The 13,728-nt window shown below is 43.4% G+C and carries 8 protein-coding genes; 2 read left to right on the forward strand and 6 right to left on the reverse strand.

Annotated elements, in window-relative coordinates; all coding sequences use genetic code 11:
* Positions 1–17: 17 nt before the first annotated feature.
* Positions 18–2,198, reverse strand: a complete 2,181-nt coding sequence (gene malQ, locus CAG57_RS05435) for a 4-alpha-glucanotransferase (protein ID WP_161427168.1) — start codon at positions 2,196–2,198, stop codon at positions 18–20.
* Positions 2,199–2,297: 99 nt separating this feature from the next.
* A complete protein-coding gene (locus CAG57_RS05440; protein WP_099610954.1) occupies positions 2,298–4,751 on the reverse strand; it encodes a glycogen/starch/alpha-glucan phosphorylase in 2,454 nt (817 codons plus the stop codon).
* A 517-nt stretch (positions 4,752–5,268) separates the two neighbouring features.
* Between CAG57_RS05440 and malT the strand changes: the two genes are divergently transcribed.
* Entirely contained in the window at positions 5,269–7,977 is a 2,709-nt protein-coding gene (gene malT, locus CAG57_RS05445) for an HTH-type transcriptional regulator MalT (protein WP_099610955.1), read from the forward strand.
* Between the two features lie 70 nt (positions 7,978–8,047).
* Here the strand turns inward: malT and CAG57_RS05450 are convergent, their stop codons facing one another.
* A complete protein-coding gene (locus CAG57_RS05450) occupies positions 8,048–8,404 on the reverse strand; it encodes a YibL family ribosome-associated protein (RefSeq protein ID WP_099610956.1) in 357 nt (118 codons plus the stop codon).
* A gap of 503 nt (positions 8,405–8,907) precedes the next feature.
* Here CAG57_RS05450 and CAG57_RS05455 point away from each other — a divergent pair.
* Complete coding sequence (locus CAG57_RS05455; protein ID WP_161427169.1) at positions 8,908–10,569, forward strand: methyl-accepting chemotaxis protein; 1,662 nt, start codon at positions 8,908–8,910, stop codon at positions 10,567–10,569.
* Between the two features lie 263 nt (positions 10,570–10,832).
* On the opposite strand, the gene CAG57_RS05460 is transcribed toward CAG57_RS05455, so the two are convergent.
* The 3 genes from CAG57_RS05460 to CAG57_RS05470 form a co-directional block, all read right to left on the reverse strand.
* Positions 10,833–11,264 carry a DUF1090 domain-containing protein gene (locus tag CAG57_RS05460; protein WP_099610958.1) on the reverse strand — a complete coding sequence of 144 codons (432 nt, stop codon included), beginning with the start codon at positions 11,262–11,264 and terminating at the stop codon, positions 10,833–10,835.
* Between the two features lie 18 nt (positions 11,265–11,282).
* Positions 11,283–11,594: a YkgJ family cysteine cluster protein gene (locus tag CAG57_RS05465; protein WP_099610959.1), complete on the reverse strand. Its 312-nt coding sequence runs from the start codon at positions 11,592–11,594 to the stop codon at positions 11,283–11,285.
* Positions 11,595–11,944: 350 nt separating this feature from the next.
* Positions 11,945–13,489 carry a cryptochrome/photolyase family protein gene (locus tag CAG57_RS05470; RefSeq protein ID WP_099610960.1) on the reverse strand — a complete coding sequence of 515 codons (1,545 nt, stop codon included), beginning with the start codon at positions 13,487–13,489 and terminating at the stop codon, positions 11,945–11,947.
* Positions 13,490–13,728 lie beyond the last annotated feature (239 nt).

Raw genomic sequence — 13,728 nt, forward strand, 5'->3', positions numbered from 1 at the left:
GTTTAATGACGAGTAGGTTAATGGCGAGCTTTAGCCCGGATATCGGTCAATTTCGCGGCAATACGGTTCACGTCCTCACGGGCAAATAACTCGTCTAAATTGATAGAGAGTTTACGACGCCAGTTAGGATATTCATTCACCGTACCAGGTATGTTCACAGGCTTATCCATTTCTAACCAGTCTTCAAGTTGTACGCTAAGTAAAGCTGAAGAGCCCGCGGCAACATGAAGTTGTAAGGCCTCACTCAAGTAGGAATCCATCGGAACCAACTGCGCATCACGCCCAACACCTTCTGGTAAATAACCATGCCATGCAACCGAATCAAGGATTCCCTGCTTGCATTTCAAGCGATCAGCAAACAATCCTTCAAGTTGTTCTTCATCAGGATAAAGGCCAATTTCTCGCCCCATTTTCAGATCATCACAATGCCAGAAACCACGCAAGGTCGGCATATCATGAGTACATAGTGCAGCCATAGATTGTTCAGCGTAGTGTTTAGGAGAAATAAACCCGCCGTCCTCTTTTGACGTTTCAAAGAAAAAGACTTTATAAGAATGAACACCCGCATCGCGTAACAGTTGTACGATTTCATCCGGAACGGTGCCCAAATCTTCCCCAATAACACTGCAATGATGGCGATGTGACTCTAACGCAAGAATTGCGAGCATATCCTTAACGGGGTAGTAAACGTATGCGCCTTGAGTGGCATTTTCACCTTTCGGAATCCACCACAAACGTAACAAACCGAGCACATGGTCAATACGCAGTGCACCACAATGCTTCATATTTGCGCGTAATAATTTAATGTATGCATCGTAGGCCGTTGTTTGTAACGCCTGTGGATTTAATGGTGGTAGCCCCCAATTCTGGCCAAGGGGCCCAAGCACATCTGGCGGAGCACCAATACACGCATCTTGTACTAAGTTACCATGATCCGCCCACGTTTCCGCACCCGCATCAGACACACCAACAGCCAGATCACGATACAGCCCGACTGTCATGCCCTTTTCATCAGCCAGAGCTTGCACTTCATGAATTTGTGTATCGGCAACCCATTGCAAATACATATATAACTGCACCTGCTCTTGATGTTCCTCAATGTATTTTTGCACTGCCACATTATCAAAGTGACGGTATTTTTCAGGGAAAACCGGCCACCCCCATACGGAATCATCTTGGGTATGCAAATCAATATGCAACGCATCAAATGCGGCTTGATGCCGTAAACTATCGCCGCCTTGTTCTACAAAGTTTAAAAATTCTTGTGCTCGATCAGTATTTTTGTCTAAATGACGTGTTTTAAACTCAGCAAAAAGAAGCGGTAAAATACTCATTTTAAGATTAGCGACTTCACAGTAATTAACCCAATGCGTCTCACGCACTTTCTGCAATCGCTGCTGAAATTCTTGGCTTCCCACTTGCTGCTGTGCCTGCGCACTTAGCGCAAATTCAGGTACTGAACTCACATCAATGTATAAAATATTCAACCAACGACGTGAAGATGGACTATATGGGCTCGCGCCTTCGGGATTAGCAGGAAATAATGCATGAATCGGGTTTAAACCAACAAAATCACCGCCGCGAGAGGCAATCTCTGCCACTAATTGTTTGAGATCACCAAAATCACCCATTCCCCAGTTATGCTGAGTACGTAGTGTATATAGTTGAATACTTGGCCCCCAAAGCTTCTTACCTTTCTCTAACTCAGGTTGTTTATAGCAAGCTTTCGGTGTGATGATCAGTGTCATACGATAAGGAGATTTACGGCGTTTGCGCGTAATCAATAAGGTGTGATAACCCCATGGTAAATCATTCGGCAGCGTAAATACTAAAGGGCCGCCTTCAGAGCGTTCATCTCGAACAATTTGAGACTGCAAATACCCTTCAAGAACGTCACCTTGTTCTGTTTCAAGACGCCAATTAAATTCACTTTCACGAGCACTCACACCCAAGTAAAGAGGAACTTCAATTGCGTCACCGTCAGGAATCACCAGTACAGAATCCAACACCTCTTTTTTGTGCTTTTTCTCCGCGGACTTCAAGAGAGCGTCATCACTGCTCGTATCATATCCCATAGACGCCAAAAGACGACGTATTGTGTCGTCTGAAACGTTTGCTACGTCGCCCCATGCGCTTATATAGCTGTCGGCAATATTTGCCATCTCAGCGACTTGTTTTAATGCATAATGTTCTTTCATCGCTCTCTCCGAAGGGACAACTCCCCTTCAAATCATGTAGGGTATAAGAAAAAGGAATGAACCAGCCAAGGTCACGCCTTGGCTGGAAATTTGGGATGATTAACGTTTGACCGCTTTCAATTTCCAAATGTTATTCACGTAATCACGAATACTACGGTCAGAGCTAAATTTACCCACTAAAGCGGTATTAAGAATCGCTTTATTCGCCCAGCCAGCTTGATCGCGGTACTGCTTATCAATAGCTTCATGAGCCTGCACATAAGAAGCAAAGTCTGCTAATACAAGATAAGGGTCACCACCATCAAGTAAGCTTTCATAAGTGGCACGTAACTTACCGGGTTCACCTGGAGTAAATTCCTCACCGAGTAGAAGATCCAAAGAGGCCTTGAGCAGAGGATCAGCCTTATAGTAATCATAAGGGTTATAACCTTGGGCTTTTAATGCTTCGACACCATCTACGTCTAGACCAAAGATGTAGATATTGTCATCCCCCACTTCTTCACGAATTTCAACGTTGGCACCATCCATGGTTCCAATCGTTAATGCGCCGTTGAGTGCCATTTTCATGTTGCCTGTGCCTGACGCTTCTTTACCAGCAGTGGAGATTTGCTCAGAAACATCCGCTGCAGGAATAATGATTTCCGCCATGCTCACTCGATAATCGGGAATAAAGACCACTTTGAGTTTGTTATTTACGCGAGGATCGTTATTCACTTTTTCTGCGATCTTGTTTAGGGCATAGATAATTTCTTTCGCTAGGTGATAACCCGGTGCTGCTTTTGCCGCAAAAAAGACCACTCGTGGGTGCATGTCAAAATGAGGGTCATTCAGTAAACGGTGGTAGAGAGACAAGATGTGCAGCATATTTAGGTGCTGGCGTTTGTACTCATGCAAACGTTTAATTTGCACGTCAAAGATCGCATTGGTATCGAGTTCAATACCCATGTTCTCTTTCACCCAGTGCGCCAAACGTGTTTTATTCTCTTTTTTCACCGCCATAAACTGTTTTTGGAACGCTTTGTCGTCTGCATATTTAGCGATTTCAGCTAATTGCTCAAGATGGGCGGGCCATTGATCGCCTATTTTTTCAGTGATTAAGCTCGATAATCCAGGGTTACAGAATTTCAACCAACGGCGTGGGGTGATACCGTTAGTGACGTTCTGAATACGCCCCGGATAAAGCTCAACAAATTCTGGGAATAAGTCACGCTTTACTAATTCAGAGTGTAGTGCCGCAACCCCATTGACCGCATAAGAGCCCACAACACACAGATTCGCCATACGAACAACGCGATGGAACCCTTCTTCAATAATCGACAATTTTTGCTGCTTAGCGACATCCCCAGGCCATTTAGCGCGAACCTGTTGTAAGAAACGGTGGTTGATTTCGTAAATAATTTCCATGTGGCGAGGTAGTAAACGCTGAATCAAGGATTCACTCCACGTTTCTAACGCTTCGGGTAATAAGGTGTGGTTAGTATAAGCAAACGTTTTTGAACTGATTTCCCATGCAGCTTCCCAGCTCAAATCTCGCTCATCAATTAAAATGCGCATCAGCTCTGGGATCGCGATCGTTGGGTGAGTATCGTTTAATTGAATGGTTTCATGCTTAGGTAAATCTTGCAGTGTCAATCCAGCCGCCTCATGACGACGCAAAATATCACGTACCGATGCTGCACTATGGAAGTACTGTTGCATTAAACGCAGTGTTTTACCTTTTTCATGGTTATCGTTCGGGTAAAGAACTTTCGTGATGTTACCTGCGTCAATTAGTGCATGCTGAGCTTCAAAATAGTTACCATTGTTAAAACTTTCTAACGAGAACGGCGCGATCGCGCGGCATTCCCAAAGACGTAATGGATAAACCGTTTCACTTTGATAGCCAACAATCGGTAAATCCCAAGGCATCGCTTGAACCAACATACCTGGAACCCAACGACGCTTTTCTTTGCCATGGTCGTTATACACCTCAACATGACCATAGAAACCAATTTCTTGCTTCAGTTCTGGACGAGCAACTTCCCAAGGATAACCTTCAACACCGCGCCACGCATCTGGTGCTTCTTGCTGGTGACCATCCTCAAAAGATTGCTTAAATAAGCCGTATTCATAATGCAAACCATATCCAACGGTTGGGTACTCTTGCGCAGCACATGAATCCATAAAACAGGCTGCCAGACGGCCTAAACCACCATTACCTAATGATGGATCGCGTTCTTCTTCTAGAATATCTGTTAAACTTTGACCCAACTCGGCCATCGCATCTGAAATTTGTTCATACAACCCCATACTAATCAGGTTATTACCTGTTAAGCGGCCAATCAAAAATTCCAGTGATAAATAGTTAAGGCTTTTAGCTTTAACGATGCGTTGATCTTGTTCTGTTTCAAGTAGATCAAAGGTGGTTAGCTCAGCTAACGCTCGACCCATTGCTAAGTACCAAGCACGTGCCGAAGCCTGCTCTATCGTGGTCGCATAAGTCGCGGTTAGGTGTCGTTTTACGTTAGCTTGGAATAATGCTTTATCAAAAGCTTTCTGTTGCGTAGGTTTCATCGAGAAATCTCACTTATAGGTTCTAATCCATCTAGGTCATATCCTGCCGCGGCTAACTCAACAAAACATCCTCCTGATCAATTAGCAAATCGGGAGGAGGAGTTAGGGCGTAGAGGGAAGCATCGCTAAATTGCAGTGATCTAGCTCTCATTGATGGGGATTAAATCGCTTTTATAAGTGACATCGATCACGCCAACATTCTAAATTGCGCCAATTATTTTTGCTGGTGGCCTGCTGTAGACTTGATAACTATTTACTCAAAACGTTATTTTAGTCACAAATAATTTTTATATTTTACTTAATTTTCATCATTGTTCGTATGGAACACGTTTAAAACCTTCAATATCACTCAAGCAGAAAGTGATTCAAATCACAATTACGGGGCGTAGTTAATGGGAAACTGTGAATCATGCAGAAAAGCCGCGATCGATCAATAACCTGCTATCCAAACTTCTAGTAACATCTTTGTCACTATGGATAAGCAAACCTTCAATACACGCAATGACGGGACAATACAATGTGGATACCCTCTAAATTAACACGCCCGGGACGGCTACATAATGCGATTGTTCGTCCACGAGTCTTAGAGCTTTTACAGTACGCGCCTTGCTATAAATTAGTTCTTTTTCGTTCACCGGCCGGTTATGGAAAAACTACCATGGCCGCCCAGTGGCTAGCAGACAAACCCAATATCGGCTGGTATAGCATCGATGAAAGTGATAATGATTCATTTCGCTTTATCAATTATTTACTCCAAGCGCTTAATAAAGCGACTCAGCACAGCTGCCCTAATGCCCAGAAACTCGCGGAACGGCGTCAATTTTCGTCATTGCACTCTTTGTTTAGTGAAGTTTTTGCTGAAATGTCCGAATTTCATCAGGAATGTTTTGTGGTGCTTGACGATTATCATCTCATCAATGATGACGATATTCATGAAGCGATGCGATTTTTCCTGAAGCATATGCCCGATAATTTAACATTAGTGGTGACGAGCCGTACCACGCCACCACTAGGTACAGCAAACCTGCGGGTTCGGGATTTAATGATCGAGATCGGTAATGAACTGTTAGCTTTTGATTCAGAGGAAACCACGCGTTTCTTCAATCAACGAGTGGCCGATGGTATTGATGATAAAACGGCCATCAACCTACGTAACTATGTTGAAGGTTGGCCTTCTGCGCTACAACTTATTGCTCTACAAGCTCAACATCAAAAACGTACCTTAGCGCAAACCGCTGAATCGGTTTCCCATTTTAACCATGCCCACCTCTGGGACTACTTGGTTGAGGAGGTTTTTGATTTACTCGATGAGGATACTCGCTATTTTTTGATGCAATGCTCAGTGTTGGATCATTTCAATGATAGTTTAGTTGCAACGCTAACCAAACGAGATGATGCACTAAGCATGATTGAGTCTCTCAACCGTTATGGGTTATTTATCTACCCGCTTGAAGGTGAACATAACTGGTATCGATTCCATAATCTATTTGCAGAATTTCTTGCTCATCAGCGTTTAGCCCGTATCCCTCAACAAGAGCAAGAACTGCATCGCTCTGCCGCCCAAGCATGGCTTGAAGCCTCCACGCCTCACCAAGCATTACGCCATGCCAACCTAGCACAAGACACCGAGCTACTGGCTAACATCTTAGCCCAGTATGGCTGGAAAATGTTTAACCAAGGCGAGCTTAAGGTACTTGAATCTGCGATTAACTTACTCTCACCTAATCAGCTTTACCAAGAACCCAAATTGTGTCTATTGCAAGCATGGCTAGCACAAAGTCAGCATCGTTATGACGTTGTCGGTGACATGTTGGCGAAAGCAAAAAAAGAGATGCAAGCACTCAATGTTGAACTCAGTAGTAAACAACAAGGTGAGTTTAATGCCTTACTGGCTCAAGTCGCGATCAATAAAAATGAACCAGAAAAAGCCCTACAACTGGCCGAACTGGCCTTGAGCCAGCTTGATAATAGCGTTTATTTAAGTCGTATCGTGGCAACCTCTGTGGTCGGTGAAGTGAATCATGTTCTAGGGCAATTAAGCCGAGCACTGTCGATGATGCAACAAACTGAGAAATTGGCCCGTCAATATCAAGTTTATCATCAAGCTCTATGGGCTCTTTTACAGCAGAGTGAAATTTTAATAGCTCAAGGGTATGTGCAAGCGGCTTTTGAAGTGCAAGAAAATGCGTTTAAGCTAGTTGAAGAGCAACACCTACACCAAGTACCACTTCATGAGTTTCTGCTACGTATCCGAGCGCAAATACTCTGGTGCTGGAATCGGTTAGATGAAGCAGAAGAGTGTGCTTATAAGGGGCTAAGTGTTCTTGGCCCTCATTCGCCTAGCCAACATTTGCACTGCTACTCAATGTTAGCCCGTATTGCCATTGGCCGTGGAGAACTGGATAAAGCCGGAAGGTTTATCGAACAAGTGCAGCATTTAATGAAACAGTCTCATTATCATGTTGACTGGACAGCTAATGCATCGTTGTCATTATTACTGTATTGGCAAGCTCGGGGAGATACCGACGCGATACAAAATTGGTTAAGTGTCACAACTCGTCCCGAAAATGCGTATAACCATTTTTTGCAACTGCAATGGCGTAATATTGCGCGCGCTCAAATTAGCTTAGAACAGTATGCTGAAGCCAAACAAACACTGCTCTTTATTCATGAGCAAGCGCAAGAATACCATTTATTGACCGATCTCAACCGAAACTTAATTGTAGAAGCGTCTTTAGCGGTCGCCTGTAACGAAGAGGATTTGGCCCGAGAAAAACTCAAAGAGGCACTCCATCTGACCAACCAAACCGGTATGATTGGTAATTTTCTGGTTGATGGTCACCGAATCGGTCATTTGCTCGAAAAACTAACACATCGAGTAGAACTAGGTGATCTAGAACGTCATCGAGCACAACAATTGGTTAAAGAAATTTCCACCACTCAACGTAGTCGCTCGATTCATTTCGATGAAGAATTTGTTGAAAAGTTAATCAACCATCCCAACATCCCAGAACTGGTTCGCACCAGCCCGCTGACCCAACGAGAATGGCAGGTTCTGGGGCTGATCTATTCTGGTTTTAGTAATGAACAAATAGCTCAGGAACTCGATGTTGCTGGCACGACAATTAAAACGCATATTCGAAATTTGTATCAAAAATTGAATATTGCTAACCGTAAAGAAGCCGTCAGTACCGCAGAGAACTTATTACAACTGATGGGATACTAAAACGCTTATTTAAAGCACTAAAAAAGAGCCAAACCTTGCTTGGCTCTTTTTTATCGCTCAGAAAAACAACTTAAAATGGTTTGGGCGCAAAACCAGTCATCGCTTGCAAGCGTAAAGCTTGGCCAATTTTAGTGGTGGGATGGACAATAATTAAACCTTTGACTGATTTTTTCAGCTTCCCTTGATCCGCCTGCTCTGCTTTGGTTAGTTCACGATAAAAAGGCATATCGGATAGCATCTTTCGCTCTTTGTTAAGCTCATATTCGGCTTTATTTTTTAAGCTATTAACCTGTTTAGTCAATTGATCTACTTCATCGGTAAATTTACTGATCATGGCACTATCGCCGCGAGCCTTAGCAGCATCCAACTTGTGACGGCAAGAATCAAGGCGATTGTTTAGTTGTTGAATGTCATTTTTTAAGCTCATGGTATAAGGCTCTTACTGGAGAAATGGCTGCGGAGTATAACACAAGCAACTATCGCTATAGAAACACAAAACGGACTATTGAAACACAAAAATCCAGCTGAACAACAAGTAAACCAAATAAGCTGCAAACCCGCCGAAAAATAAATAAAAAATGTGAACCGACTAGCCGTTATTCTCCAAGCATAAACCGCTAACTACAGTATTATTATAATACTATACTCAAACAACTTGGCGTTGCAGATAAGCGGCAAGTGAGAGCCCCCCATGAGCATAGACAGGCTATGTGATTGGGGTGAACGAACGTAGCCAACACCCCTGCAGCTTCAAGTAGGAAGGGGATAAACAAGTAATTTGGCCCAGCAAGGACGTGGCAACCGAGTGTCTCATGATGCGGTTATTGCGCTAGGCAAAAATGGCTGACGCCACAACAGCTTCAAGTAAAAGCACATAATAAAAAACAACTATCAGTTGATTATTTTCGGCATACCTAGGATGGAAGACTTATGAATCTCACTATACGCCACAGACTCTATATTTTATCGATCATACCTTTACTACTCATCACATTGAGTATGATTTATTCTACTTTTTCAGAAACTCAAAGTTTAAGCCACGAACAAATGACCGCCACTCGCTCAGCGATGATGGAGATGAAAAAGGCCGAACTAAAATCCTATTTAGAGATTGCCGAATCAGCAATTGAGCCATTACGAAAGCAACAAGCATCTTTAGACCAAGTACTGGCCATTCTACGTGAAATCCGATTTGGTGCTGATGGCTATATTTTCGGTTATGACAGCAAAGGAACCCGTGTATTGCTAGGACAAAGCAATGCTGGCATTGGCGATAACTTGATCAACATGACCGATAGTCGAGGTAACTACCTTATCCAAGATTTGATAACGAATGCGAAGAAAAAGGCGTTCTCTGTTTATTATTTCCCTAAGCCAGGAGAATCACAACCCTTACCTAAATTGAGTTATTCGGTTTACCTCCCTCAATGGGATCTAACTATTGGTACCGGCTTTTATACCGACGATGTCGATGCTGAAATTGCCGCCATGGAAAAAAGAGCAGACGAGCAATTAACCGGTAGCTTATGGAAATTAGCTTCTATTGCTGGGGTGATTGTGATTGTGGTCGGCATCATGGTCATCGTTCTTAACCGGAGCATTATGCGTCCTCTGGATATTTTGGATAATTCGATACGTTCGTTTGCCAATGGTGATGCAGACCTTACCGCTCGAATGGAAAGCTTTAGTATTCCTGAATTTGCACGCTTAAGCCGTAACTTTAATACTTTTGTTGCCAGCTTGCAGGAGATCATTCAGCGTGTTAATCAGGTGGGCTTGCAAGTCGTAGATGAAACCGATGCCATGACGCAACGCGCCGCACAAGTGGATGACTTAGCATCAAATCAACGGGAAGAAACAGAACAGGTTGCCACGGCAATGACAGAAATGACCACAACAGCGCACGAAATATCGAACAACGCCAGTCAAGCCGCTCAATCCGCTAAATATGCTGAAGACAACGCATTAGACGCACATAACATTGTCGAATCAGCGGCACAGTCAGTACAAGCGTTAGCGATAGAAGTCGCTGATGCTAGTAGTGTGATTTCTAAACTGGAAGGGGATGTACAAAATATTTCTCGCTCACTTGAAGTCATCCAAGACATTGCTGAACAGACCAACTTATTAGCACTCAACGCCGCTATTGAGGCCGCTCGAGCAGGAGACCAAGGTAGAGGCTTTGCTGTGGTGGCAGATGAAGTGCGTAAACTTGCCAGCCGAACACAAGACAGTACTGAAGAAATTCATACTATGATTCAACAACTCAAATCTGCATCAGATAACGCAGTGAAGGCGATGGATTCAAGTCAAAACCGTAGTGCATCTACCGTACAAGAAGCCAGCGACGCAGCCAAGGCACTAGAAAAAATTCAACAGTCGATTGGTACCATCATGGATATGAACTCGCTGATTGCAACAGCAACAGAACAACAGAGTTTAGTTGGGCAAGAGATTTCACAACGAATTGTGGTGATTTCAGATCAAAGTCGTCAATCAGCCGAGCTGGCTAATGAAAACCGGACAAGCAGCAAAAACTTAAATGGACGTGCAAATGAGCTTTATCAGTTAGTGGGTCGCTTTCAAGTTTAACGAGTTTACAGTGTAAATACGTTGCTTTTTATTATACAGAAGCGTCGAGAATAGCAAGCCTTTGAGCGCTGAAACACATAGCTCAAAGGCTTGGTTAAATTATCATCAAGTCAGTGACAAATTGATCAAAAATAAATTTGCAAAGCAACAGGCTGACCTGTAGTGAGCAAGGAAAGCTAGCATCACACTCCATCATCATGACATTGCAAGAAACCAACAGCATCAACAACGCAGCCACGCCACTTCCAGTAGAAAACATGACATTATTTTGTCGAAAGATCGGCTAATTCTTGCTGCAACCGCTCTAGCTCTGCTTGCTGGCGTTCTATTTTCTGCTGATATTTTTCAACTTTTTGTAGTTTGCCTTCACGCTCAGCGTCCTGCTTATCATTTTGATAATCGATAATATCTTGTTTTTTCTCTTTGATATCATCCAATAATGCTTCCATTAAGTACTCAGAAGTACAATGTTGCTGTACAGCCAATAAGGCTTTTGCTAAGCCTTGCTCCTGTTTCTTATTACCATGTAACTTGGCATCGTCGAGCTGCCGTTCTATTTCACAAATTTTCCTCTCACAACCGATCAGATCGACACAAGCAGAGGAGGCAAAAACAGCAGTGGAACCACACACGAACAAAGTAACAAGGCTTAACCGTAACGAGCATGGGCGGCTTAAAATAGAGACTTTGATCATTTTTCTCCTACCATAGACTTAAGGATTAAACAACTCACGTTCTTGTAAACATTCATGCGCCCCCATTTCAAAGGCACGACAAACCCAAGGTCGCAATTCATAAATACTACACATAAAGGTTTCACGATCAAGCGCCGAGCACCACCCGTCATCCAAACGACGCATGGTTTCTCCGCCCCATTGATCAATCGCAATATATTGCTCAGGAACCCCGGTATCACTAATAATCATCACTTCTAATCGACAGCAACAAGCCTGACAGGTTGCACAGGTAATTGGCGAAGATGGATCAGGATTGAATTGGGTATGGACAGGAATTGATTTCGGCATAAAGCTCAATCATAAAGGCGATAAGCGCATGATACGCCAACTCTGCTAAGATAGCGAAATTCCTATTTTTGAATGGTCGATAATGATTAGCATGAATATTTGCTTCAGGTAAGGCCGTTAATAACTCTTTTACGATGGCTATCCCCTTCCTACTTGAATCTGTAGGGGGGTTGACGACGTTCGTTCACCCCAATCACATGGCCTGTTCTATGCTCATGGGGATGATGAGAGCCATCCGAGGCTAGCCTACGGCTGTTCAAATTTATCACTCACTTACCGCCTATCTGCAACGCCAAGTGGTTTGGCGTATAAACCAATTCCACCAGTTGCGGCAACCAGCAAAATATCCATTATAACGCCTCCAGGTCACTCAAATAATATTCTGCAGTCTGCAAAATATCAGCGCGTTGCTGATCGGCCATCTTATCCCATGAGCGATACAGCATTCCGATACGGGGATTCACCGCTAAGCGATCACGTTGCCGGTGCATAAATCGCCAATAAAGGCTATTAAATGGGCACGACCCCTTACCGCTGCGCGCCTTATTATCGTAGAAACAGCTCTTACAATAATCGCTCATTTTATTAATGTAGGAGCCGCTAGCCGCATACGGTTTAGTTCCGACGATCCCACCATCGGCAAATAAAGCCATTCCCCGAGTATTGGGCATTTCTACCCACTCAATGGCATCGACATACACACCTAAATACCACGCGTCAACTTCATCGGGATTAATTCCTGTTAATAAACAGAAGTTTCCCGTCACCATTAAGCGCTGAATATGGTGCGCATAAGCAAAATCGAGTGATTGACCAATCGCTCGCTGCATACAATGCATTTTAGTTTTTGCTGTCCAAAAATATTCAGGTAAGCGACGCGTAGCCTGTAATGCATTGAGCTGCGCATAATGCGGCATGTTGGCCCAATAGATGCCACGTATATATTCACGCCAACCTAGAATTTGGCGAACAAAGCCTTCAACTTGAGCAAGATCTATTTGGCTATCACGCTGAAACGCTGCAACTGCGGCATCAATCACTTCTTTGGGGTGTAAAAGCTTACTGTTAAGAGCAAAGGACAAGCGACTATGATAGAGACTCCATTGCGCAGGATGCAGGTGGGTCATTGCATCTTGAAATAGGCCAAAGCGGGGTAAACACACTTGGCAGAAGTGAGCAAGCAGTGTCAAACTCTGGGCGCGATTGATTGGCCACAGTAAATCCCCCTTTAGGTGCCCTATCGTTTGTATTCCATGTCGATTTAGCCGTTCAATAACGTCAGATGGGTTATTTTTGAACAGCAAAGGGGCGGGTAACTGGGCGATATCTTGTGCTTTTAATTTATTACGATTATTGGCATCAAAATTCCATTGACCTGCAAGCGGTTTACCGCCTTCGACTAAAACCGAAAAACGTTGCCGCATCCGCCGATAAAAGTGTTCCATCGTTTTATGCTTCCCTTTGGGGAAATATTGCTCGATCTCGTCAAACGGCAGCAAAAAGTGCTCGCTATCGACACAATCAATGGCCGTATTAGCAAGACGTAGATTTGCCAATTGAGCGAGTAAACGATACTCATCCGGACGCTGATATTGAAAAGAGGTGGCCCCCGTTAGTTGTACGTAGTGGGCAATCAATTGCGGTAGATCAGCAAAAGCCTGCGTTTCATCAAGGGTCAGATAAAGGACTTGATGACCTTCTTCCTGCCTTGCTTGAGCAAATTCTTGCATCGCTAAAAAAAACGCCACCGTCTTTTGAATGTGATGAGCCACATAGCCCGTTTCCTGATGAAGTTCAGCAATAATGTACAACACATGATCATCCACTTTCTTAAACCAAGCGTGTTGAGCATTGAGCTGATCGCCTAATAGTAATCGAGCCGTTTTGAAATTCATGCGGTAAAAAGATCCTTACTTTAAACATAGAGCGACTCTGTTCAAGCTGCTCGTGAATCAGTTATTGATTCTCATTCATTCCCACCACCAAGAACCCTCATAACAAAACAATTAAAATCAATAAGTTAATGAATTGGTTATTTTTATTTTCGCTCATTTATTGTTCATTTTTGCAAATAAACACTATTCTCTATTAGTTGGCTAATAATAATAAATGAGGCTTATGCTATGTATTGGAA

Origin of the sequence: Vibrio sp. V30_P3S12P165 (assembly GCF_009904905.1) — a bacterium.
GTDB classification, from domain to species: domain Bacteria; phylum Pseudomonadota; class Gammaproteobacteria; order Enterobacterales; family Vibrionaceae; genus Vibrio; species Vibrio fujianensis.